This is a genomic window from Propionibacterium freudenreichii subsp. freudenreichii, assembly GCF_000940845.1.
GTDB classification, from domain to species: domain Bacteria; phylum Actinomycetota; class Actinomycetes; order Propionibacteriales; family Propionibacteriaceae; genus Propionibacterium; species Propionibacterium freudenreichii.
Window position 1 is genome coordinate 1675197 of the sequence record NZ_CP010341.1, and the last position, 22038, is coordinate 1697234.

The 22038-nt window shown below is 68.3% G+C and carries 17 protein-coding genes and 1 pseudogene; 5 read left to right on the forward strand and 13 right to left on the reverse strand.

Annotation, left to right across the window (positions count from 1 at the left end; all coding sequences use genetic code 11):
* Position 1 precedes the first annotated feature (1 nt).
* From RM25_RS07280 to RM25_RS07315, 8 genes are all read right to left on the reverse strand, one after another.
* The gene (locus RM25_RS07280) at positions 2 to 2065 is read right to left on the reverse strand and encodes a peptidoglycan D,D-transpeptidase FtsI family protein (RefSeq protein WP_230954668.1); all 2064 of its coding nucleotides are present in this window, start codon (positions 2063 to 2065) and stop codon (positions 2 to 4) included.
* Entirely contained in the window at positions 2062 to 2580 is a 519-nt protein-coding gene (ftsL, locus tag RM25_RS12605; protein WP_013161422.1) for a cell division protein FtsL, read from the reverse strand. Before ftsL ends, RM25_RS07280 begins: the two co-directional genes overlap by 4 nt.
* The gene (rsmH, locus tag RM25_RS07290; protein WP_375710243.1) at positions 2577 to 3605 is read right to left on the reverse strand and encodes a 16S rRNA (cytosine(1402)-N(4))-methyltransferase RsmH; all 1029 of its coding nucleotides are present in this window, start codon (positions 3603 to 3605) and stop codon (positions 2577 to 2579) included. Before rsmH ends, ftsL begins: the two co-directional genes overlap by 4 nt.
* A gap of 178 nt (positions 3606 to 3783) precedes the next feature.
* Complete coding sequence (mraZ, locus tag RM25_RS07295) at positions 3784 to 4221, reverse strand: division/cell wall cluster transcriptional repressor MraZ (protein ID WP_013161424.1); 438 nt, start codon at positions 4219 to 4221, stop codon at positions 3784 to 3786.
* 222 nt (positions 4222 to 4443) lie between these two features.
* Positions 4444 to 4827, reverse strand: coding sequence for an SCO2097 family morphological protein (locus RM25_RS07300; protein ID WP_013161426.1), 384 nt, complete (start codon positions 4825 to 4827; stop codon positions 4444 to 4446).
* Between the two features lie 39 nt (positions 4828 to 4866).
* Positions 4867 to 6108: a DNA polymerase IV gene (gene dinB / locus RM25_RS07305; protein WP_196482644.1), complete on the reverse strand. Its 1242-nt coding sequence runs from the start codon at positions 6106 to 6108 to the stop codon at positions 4867 to 4869.
* A 26-nt stretch (positions 6109 to 6134) separates the two neighbouring features.
* Complete coding sequence (locus RM25_RS07310; protein ID WP_196488144.1) at positions 6135 to 9755, reverse strand: DNA polymerase III subunit alpha; 3621 nt, start codon at positions 9753 to 9755, stop codon at positions 6135 to 6137.
* 11 nt (positions 9756 to 9766) lie between these two features.
* Complete coding sequence (locus tag RM25_RS07315; RefSeq protein ID WP_060759130.1) at positions 9767 to 10168, reverse strand: DUF6504 family protein; 402 nt, start codon at positions 10166 to 10168, stop codon at positions 9767 to 9769.
* 213 nt (positions 10169 to 10381) lie between these two features.
* On the opposite strand from RM25_RS07315, the gene RM25_RS07320 reads away from it, so the two are divergent.
* Entirely contained in the window at positions 10382 to 12592 is a 2211-nt protein-coding gene (locus RM25_RS07320; RefSeq protein WP_013161431.1) for a HelD family protein, read from the forward strand.
* Here the strand turns inward: RM25_RS07320 and RM25_RS07325 are convergent.
* The gene (locus tag RM25_RS07325) at positions 12546 to 13487 is read right to left on the reverse strand and encodes a methylenetetrahydrofolate reductase (protein WP_013161432.1); all 942 of its coding nucleotides are present in this window, start codon (positions 13485 to 13487) and stop codon (positions 12546 to 12548) included. The genes RM25_RS07320 and RM25_RS07325 overlap by 47 nt on opposite strands.
* Positions 13488 to 13532: 45 nt before the next feature.
* Here RM25_RS07325 and RM25_RS07330 point away from each other — a divergent pair, with 45 nt between their 5' ends.
* The 4 genes and pseudogenes from RM25_RS07330 (at position 13533) to RM25_RS07340 (ending at position 17965) form a co-directional block, all read left to right on the forward strand.
* On the forward strand, positions 13533 to 14603 hold the full coding sequence (locus RM25_RS07330; protein WP_044636781.1) for a polyprenyl synthetase family protein: 1071 nt from the start codon (positions 13533 to 13535) through the stop codon (positions 14601 to 14603).
* A 123-nt stretch (positions 14604 to 14726) separates the two neighbouring features.
* A pseudogene (locus RM25_RS13525) lies at positions 14727 to 15755 on the forward strand (protein kinase domain-containing protein); the annotation flags it as partial.
* A 216-nt stretch (positions 15756 to 15971) separates the two neighbouring features.
* Positions 15972 to 16997, forward strand: a complete 1026-nt coding sequence (locus RM25_RS13530) for a PASTA domain-containing protein (protein ID WP_257009060.1) — start codon at positions 15972 to 15974, stop codon at positions 16995 to 16997.
* A gap of 44 nt (positions 16998 to 17041) precedes the next feature.
* Entirely contained in the window at positions 17042 to 17965 is a 924-nt protein-coding gene (locus RM25_RS07340; RefSeq protein ID WP_080774506.1) for a DMT family transporter, read from the forward strand.
* A gap of 12 nt (positions 17966 to 17977) precedes the next feature.
* Here the strand turns inward: RM25_RS07340 and RM25_RS07345 are convergent, their stop codons facing one another.
* From RM25_RS07345 to RM25_RS07360, 4 genes are all read right to left on the reverse strand, one after another.
* Positions 17978 to 18634, reverse strand: a complete 657-nt coding sequence (locus RM25_RS07345) for an MBL fold metallo-hydrolase (RefSeq protein WP_044636247.1) — start codon at positions 18632 to 18634, stop codon at positions 17978 to 17980.
* Between the two features lie 118 nt (positions 18635 to 18752).
* Positions 18753 to 20099 (reverse strand): class II 3-deoxy-7-phosphoheptulonate synthase, encoded by a 1347-nt coding sequence (locus RM25_RS07350; protein ID WP_230844017.1) that lies wholly within the window; start codon positions 20097 to 20099, stop codon positions 18753 to 18755.
* Positions 20100 to 20247: 148 nt separating this feature from the next.
* Positions 20248 to 21189 (reverse strand): lysophospholipid acyltransferase family protein, encoded by a 942-nt coding sequence (locus RM25_RS11895; RefSeq protein ID WP_157761557.1) that lies wholly within the window; start codon positions 21187 to 21189, stop codon positions 20248 to 20250.
* Positions 21182 to 22027: a lysophospholipid acyltransferase family protein gene (locus RM25_RS07360; protein WP_044636248.1), complete on the reverse strand. Its 846-nt coding sequence runs from the start codon at positions 22025 to 22027 to the stop codon at positions 21182 to 21184. The genes RM25_RS11895 and RM25_RS07360 overlap by 8 nt, the downstream gene beginning before the upstream one ends.
* Between the last annotated feature and the right edge of the window lie 11 nt (positions 22028 to 22038).

The window sequence follows — 22038 nt, forward strand, 5'->3', positions numbered from 1 at the left end:
ATCACGGTGAATAGGTGAGGGGATCGGTGTCCTTGGGTACATCAGCCTCAGGCAGAACACCATAGCGGGGCAGGGCGATCTTCATCAGGTCGCGCGAGGTGGGCATGGCAACGGTGCCGCCGTACTGTCCGTGCACCTGCATCACCGTATACACCAGGATCTGGGGGTCATCCAGTGGGGCGACCGAGACATAGGACGACATGTACAGGTCAGAGTCATAGGCACCGGTATTGGGGTTGATGGTTTGGGCGGTGCCCGACTTGGCACCCATCGTGTAGCCGGTGATCATCGTATTGGCCGCATTCGGGCCGGCGGCAACCACCGCCTCCATCATGTTGCGCAGCTGGGCGCTGGCGTCCTCGGAGATCACCCGACGGCTGGACCGCGCGGGAAGCTCGACGTTCTTGCCGGACGCATCGGTGGCACTCTTGATGAGGGTGGGCTCGTGGTAGACGCCACCATTGGTCACCGCGGACAGCCCGGCCGCCATCTGGATGGCGGTAACCGAGACGCCCTGTCCGAAGGCCATCTGGTCCTTCGTGTAGTCCTCCATGTCGGTACCGGGCAGGTATCCGGCCGACTCACCAGGCTGTTCGATGCCGGTGGTCGAACCAAGGCCGAAATCGGCCATGTACTGGTGGAAGGTGTCCTTGTCCATGAGCCGCGACAGCAGGGTGGCACCCACATTGGACGAGTTGTAGATGACCCCGCGGGCGGTCATGTACTTGGTGTCGGAGTGCAGGTCGGCATCGCGGATCACGCTGCCACCCGATTGCACCCCGGCGGGAACCTGCACCTTCGTGTCGGGTGAGATGAGCCCCGCGTCCAGCAGGGCCGCCATCGTGAACACCTTCTGCACCGAGCCGGGCTCGTAGGCGGCGCTCACGGCCCGATTGCCCAGGGTGCCGGCATCGGTGACGTCACCGGGCTTGTTGGAATCGAAGCTGGGCGTGGTGGCCATGGCCAGCACCTCGCCCGTCTTCACGTTCATGGCGATGGTGGTGCCCGTGACCGCCTGCCACTTGGCAACCTGGGAGTTGAGGAGCTGCTGGGCCTGGTACTGCAGCTCGGAGTCGAGGGTCAGCTGGTAGCTGGTGCCGTTGGTCGCTTCCTTGACGGTGGAGTTGCCCAGGGGGATGCGCCCGTACTGACTGGTCTGGTACTGCTCGAAGCCCTCGCTGCCGGCCAGGTTGCCGTTCGCATAGGACTCCAACCCCGCAGCTCCCGAGCCCTCGGAGTTCACGAAGCCCAGCACATTGGAGGCGAGCGTGCCGGAGGGATAGATCCGTTGTGGATCGTCCTCCTTGGTGATGCCATTGAGGCCGGTGTCCTCCAGGGCATCGGTCTGCTTGGCCATGTCGGCCAGGATCTGCTGGTAGACGTCGGCGGGGACCTTCGAGGCCATCACCTCGTAACGGTTCGGCTGCCCGTTGGCGCCGGTGACCCGGCTGAGTTGGGGCAGGTAGTCGGCGGCAGTGCCACCCAGGTGGGCCACCAGCACGTCGGCGATCTGCTTGGGGGTGTTCTGCGCCAGGGTGCTCCTGGCGTTCGCGGACAACGAGTCGGCGTTGTAGCCGTTGAGCGAGATGGCGTAGGGGTCGGCGATCACCTTCACCGCCGGAAGGTTGGTGGCCAGGACCTCGCCGTTGCTGTCCAGGAAGGCGCCGCGCACCGGCTTGAGCACGCGGTCCTGGTCGAGCGAGACCTTCATGCTGGCGGCAGCGGCGGCGGCCACCGCCTGGGAATTGATGCCCTGCACCACCAGGGCCCGTCCCGCGAGCAGGGTGATCGCCACGGCCATCACGACGAAGAAGATCCGGATGCGCTTGGTGGAGTCGCCGATCTTCAGGCGCATCGTCGACAGGGCCTGGTTCAACGATTCGCGCGTGGAGGCGCCCGACGAGCGCTGTCGTCCCCGCTGCCCGGAACCGGGGCGCGGGCCACCGGAGGGCCGGCGTGCGCCACCGGGGCGCCGGGAACCGGTACCTGCGGAAGGATTGCTGCGCGAGGGGTTCCTGCCCGAGGAGTTGCCCCGTGATGGCTTGTTGGGCTGCCCGGCCATCATCGTCCCTCCGTTGGCGAGGCGGTCGGCGTGCCGGTGGCAGCACCGGGCGTCGGGGTGGGCGTCGGGCTGGCGGGCCGATAGGTCGGCGTCGCGCTGCTGATGGTCGAGGGCACTGCAATGCCGGGCATCGCGGTGCCATCGGCGGCCTGCGGCTTACCGTTCACCGAGCCCTGGGGCATCTGGATCACCAGGGGGTTCGGGTTCGGCACCATGCCCAGGTTCGCCGCCTTGGCCCCCAAGGTGTCGGTGGTGCCCAACTGGTCGACGCTCTGCTCCAGTGCCGCCTCGTGGTAATCAAGCCGCTGCGCCGATGCCTGCAGCTCGTCGAGCTGGCGTTGCTGGTCCTGGATGCGTGTATTGAACAGCAGCACCCCCACCATGCCGACGCCCAGCAGCATCACCAGGGCGAGGATGAAGGGGATTCCGGAGATGCGGCGGCGTCCCGAGGTGGCCGCGCCGGCCTTCTCACGCGCCGCATTGATGCTCGTGCGCACCGCGCCGAGGAGCTTCTTCACCGTCGACCACCTCTTCTGTGACCGTGCCGGCTGCCTGCGGACGGGGCGACATCGGGACGGATCCGTTCGATCGCGCGCAGGCGGGCCGACGCGGAACGGGGGTTTTCCGCGATCTCGGCGGCATCGGGCTTCTCGGCGCCCCGGGTGAGCGGCGCGAACCGGGCCGCCATCTCGTCGGGGACGACGGGCAGTCCCGCCGGTGCCGAATCGCTCGTGGCGGCAGTGAACACCTGCTTGACGATGCGATCCTCCAGCGAGTGGTACGCGAGTACCGCCGCCCTGGCTGCTGGGCCCATACGGCCCAGCATGACAGGAAGAACTGTGGACAATGCCTCCAGCTCGCCGTTGACCTCGATGCGCAGCGCCTGGAAGGTCCGCTTGGCGGGGTTCCCCTTCGTCTTCGTGCGCACCGCGGCGGGGATTGCCCGCAGGATCAGGTCGACCAGGCGTGCCGAATCGGTGAATGGCTCCCGTTCACGTTCGGCGACGATGGCCCGCACGATGCGCGTGGCCTGCTTCTCCTCGCCGTAGTCGCGCAGGACACGCACGAGGTCACCGGGCGAGTACTCATTGAGCACGCGCGCCGCAGTGAGCTCGCTGCGGGTGTCCATGCGCATGTCGAGCGGGGCGTCCACCCGGTAGGCGAAGCCCCGGTCTGCACGGTCGATCTGGAGGCTGGACAACCCGAGGTCGAACAGGGCCGCGTCGATGGTGGCGATGCCGGCGTCGTCGAGCACCCGGCCCAATTCGTCGAAGCGCGCCCGGGCAAGGTGCACCCGAGCGCCGAAGGGGGCCAACCTGCGCGAGGCCAGGTCGAGGGCATCGCGATCACGATCGATGCCGACCAGGCGGGCCTGCGGATTCGCGGTCAACATGAGTTCGGCGTGCCCGGCCATGCCCAGGGTGCCGTCGACGTAGACGGCATCGGGGTGGTCCAGGGCCGGGCTCAACAGCTCGACCACGCGGGCCGCCATGACGGGCACGTGGATCGTCGAGGGATCGGGGCCAGTGGCTTCGTGCGTCACGGCTGTCCCCTCCCCTGCGTTGACATGGCCCGCAGGGGACCACGCGTCGCCACGTCACCCGCCTGCCGGACCCTAAGCAAAGACTGCGGCATCCGGTCCCAACCCGAGTCATGTCACCACCTGGCACCGGGGAAGTGGAGCCAGGGGGTTCAGCTCGGGCTGAAGCCGCATACCGCAGTCAGCGATCGGCTTCCCCCGAGAGGATCTCCTCGTTCATCTGGGCGAAGACATCCTCCTGGGCGGTGGAGTATTCCTTCCATGCGGTCGAGCCCCACACCTCAACCCGATTGATGGCACCCACAACGACGATGTCCTTGTCGAGCCCGGCGTAGGAACGCAGGGCCGGCGGGACAGTGACTCGCCCTTGCTTGTCCGGGATCTCATCGCTGGCCCCGGCTGCCAGCATGCGCTGGAAATCCCGAACCTGCTTGAGCGTCGCCGGAGCAGTGCTCACCGACTGGGTCATCTCGGCGAATGTCGCCATCGGGTAGACGGCCAGGCAACGATCCTGGGATCGCGTGATGACCAGACCCGGGGCGAGTTCATCACGGAACTTGGCCGGCAGGAAGAAGCGACCCTTCTCGTCGAGCTTGGGGGTGTACGTGCCCAGGAACATCTGGGTACCCCCCTCACTGTCCGATCGGAATCGGCTCCTCCACTGCGCTCCACATTACTCCACTCTCCCCCACTTGGACAGCTGGACAGCCCCCACGAGACCCCGGATGACCCACCACCACGGAATGCCGGGCCGCCGGTCGGCGGTGGAGTGGGCCCGGACGCACAGGACCCCCGGACCAATGGTCCGGGGGTCCTGGTTATCGATCAGTTGCTGGAGGACTCAGAGTCGTCCATCGTCCTCGCGACGACGCCAGCGGCTTTCCATCTTGGTCATGAAATCGTTGGACGGATGGGGTGAGCTCTTCGGTGGGCGCACCTTCTCCTTCGGCTCGTGGGACATATGACGCCAGGAGCCCAACGCAAGAATCGCGCAGCCAAACATGACGACAAAACCGAGCACACTCAGCACCCAGACCGTCTGCATGCCAACCAACAGCAGGCAGACACCCAGCAGGAAGCCCAACCCGGCAAGCCCGGCACGGCGACCATGCGCGCGCTTGGGAGTGCGGGACGAGCCCATGGCATGGGCCAGGCGCGGGTCCTCCGCGAGGAGCGATGCTTCGAGTTCTTCGAGCGTCTTTTGCTCTTCATTCGACAGGGGCATCACACGCCTCCTTCATCAGGAGTAACAGATGTGTCCAGTCTAGGCGGTCCCACCCACAGAAGTAATGCCGGGTGACCCGCTTTCTGGATTGGACAACGTTCTGCGGGTGAGTCGGGCGCGCTGCGCCGCATGGGCCCCGAAGCGGTAGACCACGTCATCGGCCGCCAATTCCACCTGGCGCATGCCCCGCTCGGGTTCATCGAGGGCCGGCTGCCGATAGGCCTGGTCGCTGGGCACCAGGCCCTCGACGCGAACCCCCACGCGACGGATGCGGGCGCGTTGCAGGCCCAGGGACTCGAACAGCTTCCTCGCCCGGGCATAGATCTCGTCGGTGACATCGGTGGGATCACGCAGCGTCCCACTGCGGGTGATCGTGGTGAAGTCGGCGAAGCGCACATCGAGCACCACCGTGCGGCCACACAGGCCACTGGCCCGCATCCTCCCCGCGGTGCGTGCCGCCATGCGCAACAGCTCGGTGCCCACCTGCTCGGGGTCATCGGTGTCACGGGCAAAGGTGGTCTGGGAACCAATGCTGCGTTCCCGGTCCTGCCCCACCACCAACGATTCATCATGCCCCCAGGACAGGTCGGACAGCCATTGCCCGGCACGAGCCCCCAGCGCACGCCGCAGGGTGGACACCGGGGTATGCGCCACCTGCCCCACCGTCGACAGGCCCAGCTTGTGCAATGTGGACGCGGTGGCGGGGCCGACCCCGCTCAGCTGCTCCACCGGTAGGGGGTGCAACAGGGCCACGACCTCCCCGGGATCAACCACGAGCAGGCCATCGGGCTTGACGCGATTGCTGGCCAGCTTGGCCAGGGCCCGCCCCTGGGCGATGCCCACCGAGCAGGTGATGTGCTGCTCATCGGCCACCCGGGCCCGCACGTTCTCGCCGATCAGGCGGGGAGAGCCGAGTCGACGTTGCGACCCGGTGATGTCGAGATAGGCCTCATCGATGCTCGCGGCCTCGACGCGGTCGGTGATCTGGTCGAACAGGGCGAAGACCCCCGCCGAGACGGCCCCGTAGTGATCGAAGTCGGGTGGCACCGCCACGCCGGCGGGGCACAACCGGCGGGCCCGCGTGGAAGCCATGCCACCACTCACCCCGTAGGTGCGGGCAAGGTAGTTCGCGCTCAACACGACCCCCCGCTCGGCGCCACCCACCCAGAACGGCACCGTGCGCAGCCGGGGATTGCGTGCCGCCTCCACCGAGGCATAGAAGGCATCCATGTCGACGTGCATGATCACCCGGCCCCGCATCACATCGGGCATCTCAGGCATGCCCCGTCCCGATCACCATGGCAGGTTCAGCCCCCTGAGCTACCCGGACTGGCATGCCACAACTTGCGCGAGGCGGTGATCAGCGATTCCCCGGCCACGGCGGTATCGGCGAAGGGCGACTGCAGGAAGCCGCTGGGATGGCGGAGCATCCGATGGACGGCCGGTGGCGCCCAGCTGGTTGCATGCTCCCCCAGCCGGGCACGGACGGCGGCCAGGGCCGCCCCACGACCTGAGGCATCACGCACCCGGCTGTACAACGCATGGAGTTCCTGCATGTCCCAGGCTCCCGTGGCGTTCAGTGAGATGCCACGGGGGCCGGTGCGTCGGATCTCACCACGCACCACGAGCAGCCAGTTGCTGAACACGGTGGACGCATAGGGGCCCTGGGCGTCCTCGAAGAAGGTGGCATCGACGGGACCGGTCGAATCATCGAGGCTCAGGAAGACCACCCGGCGCCCCGAGCGCACCGGGGGTGTCTGCGTGGCAACCTTGACCCCCGCGACCAGTACCTCCTCGTGGTTGCGGTGGTCTAGCAGCTGGGCGGCAGGCACCCAACCGAGGCCCTGCAGCATCTCCTGGTAGAACTCCACGATGTGGCGACTCACGTCCATGCCCAGCACCGCGAGCTCCGCCTGCGTCCGCTCAGCGCGCGACATCTCGGGCAGGCCGCTGGGCTCGACGTCACCGGCCGCCGCGAAATCGAAGGTTCCCTGGAGGCTGGTTGCGGCGCCATGGGCACGCCGTCCGGCCCGGGCATCACGCACCAGGTCGCCCAGGGTGAGCAACAGGTCGCGCCGCGTCACCCGTCCGGCACCGGAGGGGCGGTCAGGGTCAATGCCGTAGAGCGAATCCAGGCCACCCACCATGATCAGGTTCTCGGCCACGGGGGCACTGACATGGGAGCGGGCGAAGAAATCGGACAGGTCGTCGTAGGGCTGGCCCGCCACGATGGATCCGATCATGTCGTCGGTGATGCCGGCCACGTCGGCCAAGGAGAGCCGGATGCCCCAGTCCCGGGCATCGGGGAGGCCTGCCGGCGGCGCCGGCATCTGCGGGTCGGCCTCCACCGGCTCGGCATGGAAGCTTCCGCTGCAGGAGTTCACGTCGATGCCCAGCACCGAGATGCTCATGCGCCGGGCCTCCTCGAGCAGCAACCTCTTGGGATACATGCCGGGATCGTGGGTGAGGATGCCCGCCAGGAACTGTGCCGGCCAGTGCCTCTTCAGCCACGCCGACTGATAGGTGGGCACCGAGAAGCTGGCCGCATGCGCCTTGCAGAAGCCGAAGGAGGCGAATGACTCCAGGGCCGCCCAGATGCGCGTGGCCTGGCCCTGGTCATAGCCGTTGAGTCGGGCGTACTTGAAGAACCACTCCTGCACCGCGGGCTTGGCCGACATGCTGCCCAGGGCACGGCGCATCTCATCGGCGCGCCCCAATCCCTTGCCGGTGACCTCCGCGATGATGCGGATCACCTGCTCGTGGAAGACGATCACGCCATAGGTCTCGGCCAGGATCGGACGCAACCGCTCGTCCAGATAGCTCGGCGAGACCCATCCGGCACGGGCATCGAGGAAGGGCGAGACCATGTCGGCCTTCACCGGACCGGGTCGGAACAGCGAGATGTCGATGATGATGTCGTTGAAGCAGGTGGGTGCGAACTTCCCCACCAGCTCGCGCTGGCCGGGTGATTCGATCTGGAAGCAGCCCAATATCTGGCTGTGGTCGATCAGTTCATAGACCTCCGGATCGTCGAAGGGCTCCAGCTCCTCGAGGTCGGGAACCTCCTCGGGACCCTCGGTGTGGCGGATCTCGTCAAGGGCATGGGCGATGGCGGATTGCATGCGCACGCCGAGCACATCGAGCTTGAGCAGGCCCATCTCCTCCACATCGTCCTTGTCGTACTGGCTCATCGGGAAGTCACTGGCACTGGTCTGCACCGGACTGCGGTCGTAGAGGGTCTTGTCGCTGATGATCACCCCGCAGGGATGCAGGGCCAGGTGCCGTGGCAGCCCGTCGAGCCCTTCGACCAGGTCAAGCACCACCCCGAAGCGTTCCTCGTTGATACCCGCCGACCGCAGCTCCGGCAGCTCCGCCAGGGCATTGCGCACCTGATCGGCACGGATATGGGGAAAGGCCTTGGCCATCGCATCGATCTCACCGGGTGGCACGCTCAGCGCCACCCCCACGTCGCGGAGGGCATGGCGTGCCCGATAGGTCTCCACCATGGCCACGCAGGCCACCTGGTCGGCGCCGAAGCGGTCGAGCACCATCCGGTAGATGTCGGTACGGCGCGCCGATTCCACGTCGAGGTCAATATCGGGCAACTTGTCGCGCTCGGCGGACAGGAAACGCTCCATGAGCAGGCCGTAGCGCATCGGGTCGACCCCCGAGATCCCGAGCAGATGGTTGACCAGGCTCCCCGCACCCGACCCACGCGCCGTGCACCGCAGCCCCGCACCGCGCACCATGTCGACCACTCCGGCCACGGTGAGGAAATAGGAGGCCATGTTGCAGCCCTCGATCACACCGAGCTCGGCATCCAGACGCTGTTCCACCATGGTCGTGTTCCCTCGATAGCGCCGTGGCAGTCCGGCCAGGCAACGCTCCCGCAGGCGTCGGCTCGCGTCGGGAACACCGGGCAGGTGGATCTCGCCCAGCCCGATATCGCGCTTCGGATCGAGCACGCATTCCTCGGCCAGGACCCTGGTGTCCGCCAGCAGGCGACGCCCCCGGTCATCACGGCCGGCACCGTCGCTGATGCGCGCTGCCACCGCCGCCATCTGCCCGGACGGCTTGAGCCACCCCTCTCCGGTACCAAGCCCCAGGCGCCCCATGGTGAGCGGTTGGAGCAGCCGGGCCGCATCGAGCACATCGCAGACCGGCGCCTGATCAGCCCTGGCCATGCGCACCTGGTTGGTGAGCACGCACTCCAGTCGGTGACGGTCGGCGAACCTCACCATGGCCACCGCCTGCGGCAACGAGGCCTCCCCGTCACGCCCCAGGTGGTCGCTCACCGCAAGGGCGATCCTGTTGTCGGGGACCACCTGCCGCCACCGGGCGAGCTCCCGGTCAGCACCATGGTCGTCATGGTTGGCCAGGGCCCTGCCCAGTGACGAATCCGGACCCAACAGCACCGACAACCCACCGTCACCGGCCCACTGACCGAACAGCTGGCCGGTGGCGACCGGACGAGCCCGGTCCGGTGCCTGATGGGCTCCGGTCACCAGCCGACACAGCGCGGCCCAGCCGGCCTTCGACCGGGCGAGCACGACCACGCGCGGCAGGCCCTCGTCCCGTAGCGAGCCGCCCTTCACCGGCACGGGCCGCACGCGGCGTGCACCATCGGGCACACCGCAGAGCTCCACGGCCAGGTCGACTCCCACGATGGGCGAGATATTCGCCTGCTGGCAGGCCTGCACGAAGCGGACCGCACCATAGAGCCCATCGCGATCGGTGAGGCCCAGCATGGTCATGCCTGCCGCAGCGGCGCCCGCCACGAGTTCCTCGGGATGACTGGCCCCGTACTGCAGCGAATATGACGAGGCGACGCGCAGGTGCACGAAGGCAGGCATGCCGTCCGGACCCCGACGATCGGGGAGGCGGGGCCGTTCCTCCCCGCCTGACCTGCCGACTGTCCTTCGACTCATGGGGGTGCCCCTCAGTCCACTGCTGCGATGAGGGACCATTCCCCCTCGCAGGATGCCAGGTCGTAGACCCCCTGACGGTCGCCCGAGCTGGCCACCACCCGCCAGACCGTGCGCTGCCGGGCACCCCGCCGGAGCCCGTGGGCCGGCGAGCTGGGGACTGGGGCCCGGGATGGTTCGGCGGGACTTGCCCAGTCGTCACCCTCTGCGCGCCACCAGGCCTCGTCGGCGGGCAGGCCCGTGCCGAATCGCTCCCCCTCCGGGCCGCCCACCCCATCGGGGTTGGTCCACCAGGGAACCGCCTCCACCCAGCTGCGCTGCACCTCGCTGACCCGCCAGAGCCGGGAGCGCCAGACGAAGCGGTGCGGCGTGCCATGCACCGGCTCACAGATGATTGCCCTCTCGTAGCTGCGCATGGCATGCCCCTTCCCCGATCCGATCCGCTCATCAAGCGCTTCCCCGTCGATGAACCGGGACTTGAAAGCTAGCACATATTCGAACACCCATTCGATAGATGGCCATTACCTGTGGACCCGCCACCTGCGACACACCCGGCTTGTGGACGAGCCGGGTGTGCCACGGGCCACGCGGAGTAAAGTTGATCGACCCGTGGACAGGACTGAGACACTGTGACTGAATCTGCACCACACGACGACGCCGACATTCTGGAGCACGAGCTGGAGCTCGAACAGCGCCATGTTGACCACGTCTATGAACGCCTCGAGGCGGCCATGGCGGAGGCCCGCAATGTCGAGGCGGAAAGCCGTGCCCGCTTCACCAGCGATCGTGCTGATTGGCTGCGCGAGGAGGACAGCACCGCACTGTTCGAGCGCGACGCCTTCGCCTACCAGGCCTCACGACGACTGGCGATCCTCGACGAGGAGCATGAGGGGCTGGTCTTCGGACGCCTCGACCTGCTGCTCGACAAGGAGACCCGCTACATCGGACGGCTCGGCGTGCGCGACGAGGACTACGAGCCACTGGTCATCGACTGGCGCGCACCGGCGGCCGAGGCCTTCTACCGGGCGACCCCGAACAACCCGATGGGCGTGGTGCGTCGACGCGTCCTGCGCTGCCGCGACGACAAGGTGATCGGCATCGAGGACGATCTCCTCGACACCGAGGCCGACACCGACCTGGTCGTCATCGGCGAGGGTGCCCTGATGGCCGCCCTCGGCCGTGCCCGCGGCCAGCACATGCGCAGCATCGTGGCCACCATCCAGGCCGAACAGGACGAGGCGATCCGTGCCCCCTACCAGGGGGTCACGACGATTGCCGGCGGCCCCGGCACCGGCAAGACGGTGGTGGCACTGCACCGGGCCGCCTACCTGCTCTACACCCATCGCAAGCGCCTGGAACGCGGCGGCGTCCTGGTGGTCGGCCCCTCCGATGTGTTCATGAACTACATCGAGCGGGTGCTGCCCGGCCTGGGCGAGGACGCCGTGACGCTGCGCAGCGTCGGCCGGGTCGCCGACGACGTGCTGGGGCTGGGCTCCGATCGTCAGGACAGCGCCGAGGCCACGATCCTCAAGGGCTCCCTGGTGATGAGCAGGCTGTTGCGCCGACTCGTCAACGAACCCCTGGTGGCGCAGGGCGCCCAGCAGCTGCGGGTCACCTTCTCCGGTGAGATCCTCACCCTCGACGCCAAGGCGCTGGCCGCAATGCGCAACAAGATCCTGGCGAACAACAAGCTCAACGAGGCCCGCCACATCGCCGAGCAGGCACTGCTCGGCGCGCTGTATGCCAAGCTGCCGCCGGCCCTGGCCAAGGATGTGGAGCGCGACGAGTTCGACGACAAGGTGACCACCCAGGCCAGTTGGCAGATGTTCGTCAACGCATGGTGGCCACCCCTGGACGCCGAGCAGGTGCTGGCCCGTCTGGCTGAGCCGACGCTGGCCGCGAAGGTCTCCCACGGGCTGCTGGATGCCGATCAGCAGGCCGTGCTGTCGGAGTCCCTGTCGCAGTCCCGCGGATACGTCCCCGCCGCCGGCATGGCCCATCCGCAGTGGTCGGTCAGCGATATCCCGCTGCTCGATGAGCTGGCGATGATCCTCGGCCCGCTGCCCGAGCCCGCCAGCACCGAGCCCGACCTCTTCCTCGACTCGACGAAGGAGGAGCTGGTGACCACCGCTGACCTGTTGTCGGACCAGCGCGACACCGAGGACGACGAGCTGCTGCAGAACTACTCGCACGTACTCGTGGATGAGGCACAGGACATCACCCCCATGCAATGGCGGATGATCCGGCGTCGCGGGCCACAGGCGAGCTGGACGATCGTCGGCGACCCGGCCCAGAGTTCCTACCCGGAGGCGGCCCAGACCGACCGCGCCATGCGGGAACTGATCGGACGGGCGCCCCACCGCACCTTCCGACTGGCGACGAACTACCGCTCGCCGGCAGAGGTCATGAACCTGGCCGGACGCTTCATCCGCACCTACCTGCCCGAGGCGGACCTGCCCAATGCGGTGCGGAGCACCGGTATCGAGCCGGAGCTCGCGGCCACCACGCCGGAGGACCTCGACATGACGGTGCGCGCGCTCATCGAGCGCCTGCTGGGCCAGGTGGAGGGAACCATCGGCGTCATCGTGCCGCCCTCGGCGGTCGAGGAGGTACGCACCTTCGATCCGGGTTCGGATCGGGTGTTGGTGGTCACCGCGCTGCAGGCCAAGGGCCTGGAATATGACGCGGCGCTGGTGATCAATCCCGACCAGATCATTGCCGAGGCACCCGGTGGTCCCCGGGTGCTCTATGTGGCGCTGACCCGCCCGACGCAACGCCTGATCACCCTGGACGTCACCACGGGCGGCGTGCCAGGAGAATGGCGAGAATCTCTCGGGTAGCCGCCGAGCGGTTCCGGGTGAAGAACTGCAGGCCGGGCGCGCCGCGCTCCAACAGGTCCGAGGCCAGCTCGGCGCAGATCTGGGCACCGGTGGCGCGCACGGCCAGCGGATCATTGGCCACGGCCATCAGCCGCTCCGTGACGCTGGCGGGCAGCGGCACCCCGGACAGCTCGGCGAACTTGTCGAGCTGGCTGATGGCCGTCACCGGCATCATGCCCGCGATCACCGGCAGGGTGCAGCCATCGGCGCGCATCCGGTCGATCAGGTCGTAATAGGCACTCGGGCGGAAGAACAGCTGGGTGATGGCGAACTCGGCCCCGGCGTCCTGCTTGTCGTGCAGCACGCGCACATCCTGCTCGGGGGTCGATCCGGGATGGATGTCGGGGAAGGCCCCCACACCCACGCAGTAGTCGCCGCGGCTCTTCACCAACTCGACCAGCTCGGTGGCATTCTTCAGCCCCTGGGGATGTGGCTCCCAGGGCTGGCGGGGCCCGCCGGGCATGTCGCCCCGCACGGCCAGGATGTGGTGCACGCCCAGGTCGCCGTAGGCGTCGATCACCGACTTGAGCTCGTCCACGCTCTGCCCGGTGCAGGTGAGGTGTCCCACGACCCTCAGCTTGGTGGACGCCACCATGTCGCGGACGGCGGCCAGGGTGCGATCACGCAGTGATCCGTTGGCGCCATAGGTCACCGAGACGAAATCGGGGTTCCAGGGCTCGAGCTTCTCGATGGCCTCGTGCAACACCCGGGCGCCCTCATCGGTCTTGGGGGGAAAGAACTCAACGCTGAAGGTGGGTCGCTCGGCCCGCGCCAGCAACTCGGCAATCGTCTGCGTGGTGTCGGTGTTGCTCCGTCGGGCGGGGGCGAGGTCAGCGGGTCGATAGTTGTCCAGCACGTTGGTCAGCGTATCCAGCCGCCCACTAGGCTTCCGGGCGTGTCCATGCCTGCCTTCGATCCCACCGACCCCGCCGGTCCCGCATTCCGTGATGCCGTCGGTGCCCGGGTCGGCTTGTTCCTTGACCAGATCGATGAAGAATTGGCGCCGGTTTCGCCGCTGATGTCCGAGCTGGTGGGCCTGGCACGTCGCTTCACGGCCGGGGGCAAGCGACTTCGTCCGGCGTTCTGCTTCTGGGGCCATGTGGCGGCCGGCGGCGCACCGGCCGATCCCACGGCCCTGCTTGATGCCACGGCCGGCTTCGAGTTGCTGCACGTTGCGGCGCTGGTGCACGACGACCTCATCGACGACTCCGACACCCGACGCGGCATGCCGGCGGCCCACCGCCAGCTGGAGGAACTGCATCGCCGCCGTGGTGGCGTCGGCGATCCCGCAGCCTTCGGACGGGCCGGGGCCATCCTGCTCGGCGATCTGCTCGCCGCGTGGTCGACACAGCGCTTCGCCACCGCTGGACTGGACCCCGCAGCCTTCGCCCGGGCGCGCTGGGTGCTCGACGCGGTGCGTACCGACGTCAATGTCGGCCAATTCCTCGACCTGGCCGCCGAGGGCGGCCTGGCAGGCGGTGCTGGCCTGGCCACTGCCGAACAGGTGGTGGAGTACAAGACCGCCCGCTACACCGTGATCCGTCCGCTGCAGTTCGGTGCCGCCCTGGCCGGCGCCCCGGCGCAGCTGCTCGATGGCCTGGCGCACGTGGGCTCGGCAGTGGGCCGGGCCTTCCAGTTCCGCGACGACCTGCTGGGGGTCTTCGGCGACGAGGAGCTCACCGGCAAGCCGGCCGGCGACGACCTGCGCGAGAACAAGCGCACCGTCCTGGTGGTCGATGCGCTGTACGACCAACCCCAACTCGCCGATTACCTGGGCCGACCCCTGTCCGACCCGGAATTGGACGAGGCCCGGGAGATCCTGCGGGGCAGCGGCGCCGTGAGCCGTCTCAACGCTCGGATCGACCGCGATTCCGCCGCCGCACTGCGGGGATTGTCCGGTCTGCAGATCACCGACGAGGGACGAACCGCCTTGGAATCGTTGGTCCATGCTGCGGTCGACCGCCAGTTCTGACCGGGGCCCACCGCGCGAATCGCCGTCCGGCACTGATTCGGGTTCACCCCCGACGATCAGGACGCCTACTATGTAACCGGGCTGACACGGCCTACTTCCCCCGACCGTGTTTGGAGCATTTCTGTGACGAGAGACAGCACGAGTGACCCCTTGGTGGGTGACGTGCTAGCGGGCCGCTACGAGATCGTGAGGAAACTCGCGCGTGGCGGCATGGCTACCGTTTACCGTGCCCGGGATCGCCGACTGGGTCGCGTCGTTGCAGTCAAGGTGATGCATGAGGGCCTCGGCGATGACGCCGACTTCGCCCGCAAGTTCGATCGTGAGGCCCGCGCCGTCGCACGGCTGTCAGATCCCCATGTGGTGGGTGTCTTCGACCAGGGACGTGACCACGGCCGCCCCTATATCGTCATGGAATTCGTTGAGGGTTGCACGCTGCGCAATCTGATCACCCGCGAGGCGCCCTTCAGCCCGGCCCGGGCCCTGGAACTCATTGAGCCCGTCGTGGCGGCCCTGGCGGCCGCCCACGAATCCGGGCTGGTGCACCGTGATGTGAAGCCCGAGAACGTGCTGATCGGCCCGCACGGGCAGGTGAAGGTGGCCGATTTCGGCCTCGCCCGGGCGGTCACCGCCCAAACCGTCACCGCGGCACACGGACTGGTGATCGGCACCGTCAGCTATCTGCCCCCCGAGCTGGTCACCAACGGCCATGCCGACGCGCGCTCCGACATCTATTCCACCGGCGTGGTGCTCTACGAGCTGCTCACCGGGGAGAAGCCCTATGCGGGTGACACGCCCATCCAGGTGGCCTATGCACACGTGAACAAGGCGGTGCCCCCGCCCTCGGTCACCCTGCGGCGCACGAACCATGCCCCGGTGCCCGACTACATCGACGCGCTGACCGTGGCCTGCACCCGCCGCGAGCCCGACCAACGGCCCCGCGATGGCATCGACCTGCTGGCCCGGCTGCGGCGCGCCCGCATGGCGCTTGCGGCCGGCGTGGGCAATGACCCCTCGCTGTCGGCCATCATGAATCCTGCCGCGTTCCGTTCGTCACAGGTCTGGAGTGGTTCACCCACCGCCCGGGTTGATGTCGTGCACACCGAACCGGTGGCGACCCGCCAGGCCGCCCTGCCGGCCCAGCACATGGCGGGCCAGCAGCTGGCCGGCGCCGCGACGGGCCCTGCCGCAACGGTCCCGGCCCCGCGCCTGACGGCCACGATGGGGGCCTCCACCACGAGCTCCGTCACCAATTCGGGTGGCATCGACGTGCTGGCGGCCCGGCAGGCGTCGCCCAGTGCCCCGCCCACACCCCGCACGGCACGCTCCACGGCCGACCCGGTGCGTCCCATGACAGCCGGCTGGCGTGCCATGTCGGCAGGCTCCGGGCCACGCACGCCGGTGAGTCCGGTCGATTTCCGCGCCCGCCTGGCGGCCGATCCGGATGCCCAGCTGCCGCGCAGTGGTCGCACTCCGCGCTTCCCTGAACTGGTCAACGACCCGGTGCACCGTCGTCGGCGCGGAATCGTGGCCACCGTGCTGGTGATCCTCATCGCCCTGGGCGTCGGGTGCCTGTCGTGGTGGCTGGCCAGCGGACGCTATGTCAGCGCACCGGCAGTCATCGGCATGAACCGCACCGTGGCCCAGGGCGCTGCCCAGAAGGTCGGCGTGACGATCAGCTTCTCCGAGGACTACGACGACGCGGTGCCGGCCGGCGACGTGGTGCGCACGACCCCCGAGGCCGGTTCACGCATGGTGCGCAAGGACGAACTGCACGCGGTGATCTCGCAGGGGCCGCAGAGCTATCCCATGCCCACCGTGGTGGGGCTGGACAAGGATGCGGCCACCAGGGCCCTGGCCGATGCCCATCTGAGGGTCGGCACGATCCGGCAGGACTATGACGCCGACCACGCCGAGGGAATCGTCAGCGGAGCCAGCGCCTCACCGGGATCCCAGGTGCGCCACGACGCGACGGTCGACCTCACGGTCTCCAGGGGTCCGGCTCCGGTGAGGGTGCCGGGGCTGAGCGGCAAGACCCGCGATGACGCCACGGCCGCGTTGGACGCCCTGGGGTTGAAGGCCGACGTCAGCACGCAGCATTCTGATGCGGTGGCCTCGGGGTCGGTGATCTCGCAGGATCCCGCCGACGGTGAGCTCAGGCCCGGCGACACCGTCAAGGTCGTCGTCTCCGATGGGGGCGCCCCCACGGACGTGCCCGATGTGCGTGTCCGCTCAACCGCCGACGCCCACAAGGTGTTGGAGGCCGCGGGCTTCCACGTCGACGAGGTGATGGTCGATCCCGACGCCCGCATTCGCCTGGGTCGGGTGCAACGCACCGACCCCGATCCGGGTGCCAAGCTGCCCAAGGGCACCACGGTGAAGATCTTCATCATCTGAGGACATGTTCCCGGACGCCGCCGCGACCTGCGTAGATTGACCCTGTGAGTTCTGCCCCCGAGCATCCGGCGGCCCGCCGCCCTTCCAGCCTGCCGGCGGCGTCGGCCCTGCTGCTGATTGCGATGCTGTGGGGTTCGAGCTATTTCATGAACAAGGCCCTGGTGGGCATGATGCCACCGGGAGACATCACGGCGGTGCGCTTCACCATGTCGGCGATCGTGCTGGCCCTGGTGGCCCCCCGGGCCCTGCGGATGAGCCGTCGCACCCTGTTGCAGGGCATCGCGATGGGCACGGCCTACGGGATCGCCCAGTTGTTCCTGATGTTCGGGATCGTGCGCACCTCCGCATCGGTGTCGGGTTTCCTCACCGGCATGTACGCGGTCTTCACCGCCGTGATGGTGGCGCTGATCCTGCGACGCAATCCCCCGCCCCGGGTGTGGATCTCGGTCGGCCTGGCCACGGCCGCACTGGGCGTGCTGACGCTGGCGCCGGGGGCGGCCGGGGGGCTGGGCCTGGGCGAGCTGTTGTCCATCGCCGCAGCCGTCGGCTTCGCCGCGCACATCGTGCTCACCGACATGTTCATCGCCCAGCAGCGGGTGATGAGCCTGGCGATCGTGCAGACGGCCACGGTGGCCGTCTGGTCGTTGGCGGTGGCGGCTCCGGGTGGCATCACGATGCCCCGTGGAACCGTCCAATGGGGCGCCCTGATCTACCTGGGTGTGTTGTGCGGCGCCCTCACCCTGTTCCTGCAGGCATGGGGCCAGGCACGCATGGAGGCGAGTCGGGCGGCGGTGATCATGAGCTCCGAACCGCTGTGGGCCGCCGTCTTCGCCGTGCTCGCCGGGCAGGAGGACCTGAGCGTGCGCACGGTGGTCGGCGGCACGCTCATGATGGGTGCCATCTGGCTGGCGGTGCGCATTCCCCCACTGCGACGCCGCACCGATCCACCACCCGCCGCCGTGTCCTGACCCACGGACGGGCTAGAGCGTGATCCCCCGGGTGACGGTCCACGGACGAGGATCGCGCACCGGCACGAACTGGGCCGTGGTGCGGGCCGACAGGTGGCCGGCGATCATCCAGAAGCCGTCGTCGTTGAGCAGCCCGTCGTGGATCGGGATCATCTGGCGAGGGACCACGCCCCGCACGAAGTCGATGGTCTGCGACACCTTCTCCCAGGGCGCCATCATGGGCACGCAGAGCACGTCAATGTCATCGGGCGTCACGTCGAGCGCGTCGCCGGGGTGGAAGACCGAGGGTTCTCCGGGCGCACGCAGCACGAGTCCGAAGTTGCCGACCCGGGGGATGTCCGGATGGATCACGGCATGGAGGCCGCCGACCACGGTGACGGTGAGCTGCCCGAGCATGATCTGCTGTCCGGACGCCATGGCAGTGGTGGTGGGCACGATGAGTTGCTCGTTGACCCCCGGCTCGACATAGCAGGGCAGGTCGGGGCGGTCGGCCAGGTAGGCGGGCAGCCGGACCGGATCGGCATGGTCGGCATGTCGGTGCGTGATGAACACCGCGTCGGGCGTCGCGATGGACTCCCAGCCCCTTGAGTAGACGCCGGGGTCGATCAGCACACGGGCCCCACCCGCCTCGACCAGCACGCAGGAATGTCCGAACCGGGTGATCTTCATGTCCCCACTATGCCTGCGTGCGCTGTCCCACGAGTATGCCCCGGTGATGACAGGCATGGGAAGAGACCGCCGTCGCGGACTCCCCCATGCCTGTGCCTATCCGGGTTCGGTGCTGTGCTCAGGCATTCCAGTCAGGAGTGACCGGTGCTGCCGCGTAGCGGTTGCGGTAGTCATTGAGCCGCTCGGCGATCATGAAGGCCAGCTCGAGGCTCTGGTTGCGGTTCAAGCGGGGATCGCAGGTGGTCTCGTAGCGGCTGGCGAGGTCTTCCTCGCTGAGCTGGAAGGCCCCACCAAGGCACTCGGTGACATCGTCGCCGGTGAGCTCCACGTGCACCCCGCCGGGCCAGGTGCCCAGCTGCTCGTGCACGTCGAAGAAGCCGTTGAGCTCGTCGACGACCGCAGCATATTCGCGGGTCTTGTAGCCCTTAGCTGTCTCGAAGGTGTTGCCGTGCATGGGATCACAGACCCAGGCGACCTTGCGGCCGGAGGCCTCGACCCCCTCGACCAGTGCGGGCAACAGGTCACGGACCTTGCCCGCACCCATCCGGGTGATGAAGGTGATGCGACCAGGGATGCGCTCCGGATCGAGCCGATCGGCGATCTCCAGGGCATCCTCGGCGGTGGCGGTCGGGCCGAGCTTGACGCCCAGCGGGTTGCGTACGCTGCGCAACAGCTCCACGTGGGCACCACCGGGTTGGCGGGTGCGCTCGCCGATCCAGACCATGTGGCCGGAGGTGTCGTAGGGCTCCTGCGAGCGCGAGTCGATACGCGTCATGGCGTTCTCGTAGTCGAGCAGCAGGGCCTCGTGGCTGGCGTAGAAGTCAACCGTGCGCATGGTCTCGGCATCGACGCCACAGGCCTCCATGAAGCCCAGGGCACGCTCGATCTCACCGGCCATCTCCTCGTAGCGCTTCTCCACATGCGAGTCGCGGACGAAGCTGGCATTCCATGCATGGAGCTGGCGTAGGTCGGCGAAGCCGCCCTTGACGAAGGCGCGTACCAGGTTGAGGGTAGCCGCCGACGCGTTGTACATCTGCAGCAGCCGCTCCGGGTCCTGGTGGCGGGCCTGGGCGGTGAAATCAAAGCCGTTCACGGCGTCACCACGGTAGGCGGGCAGTGTCACGCCCTCGCGGGTCTCGGTGTCCTTGGAGCGCGGCTTGGCGTACTGGCCGGCCAAGCGGCCGAGCTTGACCACCGGCACCTGCCCGGCATAGGTGAGCACCACGCTCATGGCAAGCAGCACGCGCAGCTTGGCCTTGATGGGATTGGCCTGCACGCCGTCAAAGGTCTCGGCGCAGTCACCACCCTGCAGCAAGAAGGCCTTGCCGTTGGCCACCTGGGCGAGCTTGTCGCGCAGGTCATCACATTCACCGGCGAAGACCAGTGGCGGCAGCGAGCGCAACTTGTCGACGACGCGCTTCTCGGCGGAGGCGTCGGCATAGTGCGGCTGCTGCACCTGGGGCATATCGCGCAGGCTCAACAACGACGGAAACAGTTCGGGCACGGGCCCAAGGATAATGCGCCGGCGCCACACACCGCCCCGCGTCCGCCGTGAGCGTCATCGCAGGGCCCGGGAGGCCGCAGAACCCGACACGGGGCGGGCCCGACGGGCCTCAGCGCCGGGGACGCTCGCCCGCACCACCGTCGGCATAGCGTCGTGCATTGCGAGCCGCCTCGGCCGCGGCACGTTCGAGGTCGCGCTGGTCCTCCACGCGCAGTTGTTCGCGCTCGATGGCGGCCCGACGGCGCTGTTCCCACAGCGTGGGGTAGTTGTCGGCGCGTTCCTCGGCCTCGCGATGACGCCGTTGGCGGATCAGCTCCTTGGCCTGGGCGGGCGTGTCGTCCTGGTACAGCTGGCCGGACAGTTCCCCGATGGCCGCCATGATCTCGGCGGTGCAGCCGCGCAGCAACACCCCGTCGAGGGCGTCGGACAGGGCCGGGCTGGTCCAATAGCGTGAGAAGTCCAGGGGCTTACCGAAGGCGATGGTCGGGCCGAGCATCCGCGACAGAGTGCGTCCACCCATCCCCTCGCGCTCGGGCAGCTCGATGCCCACCGGCACCACCGGCACCTGCGTGGCCAGGGCCAGCCAGGCGACCTCGGGGTTGCCCCTGTGCAGGCGTCCGTCCGGCGACGGATCACCCTCGGGGAAGACGACCACCAATTCGCCCTCCCCCAGCACCGATACCGCGTCGGGATGTCCCGGGGCCGCCCCCTCCAGGGGAATGGCGCGGGCCCGCTTGCCACGGCCGCGCACGTCCGGGTTGAGGTCCACCAGCCGCACGGGCCGCTCCACCGACGCCTCCAGCCGTGTGAAGTCGGACGGCAGCCGATGGTTGCAGGCCAGGATCGCAGCACCCTCCGGGATGTTCTCGACCCCCTCGACATGGGCCGTCAGTGCCTCCCGGGTGCCACGGAAGAGACCGCGGGTGAATCCGGCGGCCCGGGCAGCGGCCCTGAGGCTGCCGCGCAGCGTGGGGGGCCTGGACTCCGGCAGTTGCGGATGGTTGGGCGCATCACGCACTGCGGGGGCATCAGGTCGATCAGTGTCACTCATCGCGAACATCCTTGTCATCACCGGGGCCCGATTCGGTTCCCCGGGGCGAAGGCGCCGGGGAACCCGCCTCATCGTGCCCTGCCAGGCCCAGCTCGGCGTCGGTGGGTGGCACCGGCAATCCGGCGGTCGGGCTGTCCTTGCGGAAGCGCGTCAGGTCGGCGTCGCGCAGGTTGCCATATTTCACGCGGAAGCCGTAGACATCGACATAGGGCTGGCCGGACAGCTGCTGCACATGGGCCAGCACGTCGTTGGTGATCCAGCGCAACACCCTGACGTCGTCGCGCTGGTGGCGCCACGGCGAATAGTCCAGTGGCCTACCGATGATCATGCGTCCGTCATGCATCGTGGGCAGGCCCAGGCGGTTGCGCCTCACGGTCGTGTTCACCATGGCGACCGGGATCACCGGCACCTGCATGTCGAGTGCCATCCGGGCAACCCCGGTATGCCCCTTGTAGAGGGATCCATCGGGCGAGCGGGTGCCCTCGGGGAAGATGCCGGCCAGTCCGCCGTCGGTGAGCACCTGATCGATCGGGCCAAGGCCACTGGCGCTTGCCCGGCCACCCGAACGGTCCAACGGCACCATGCCCACTGCGGTGAGGAACCAGGCGACGATGCGTCCCCACAGTGTCCGCCCCTCGAAGAGCTCCTTCTTGGCGGGAAAGGTGAGCCGACGCCTCATGAGCGCGGGCAGCGCCAGGGTGTCGGCGATGTCCAGGTGGTTGCTGGCGAGCACGGCACCGCCCTGTCGGGGGATGTTCTGCTCACCCTGGAGCGTCGGGTGGAGCAAGAGCTTCACCCCCGGCCTGAACAAAAGGTATTTGAACAGGGTGTACCACACGGCCGCCTCCT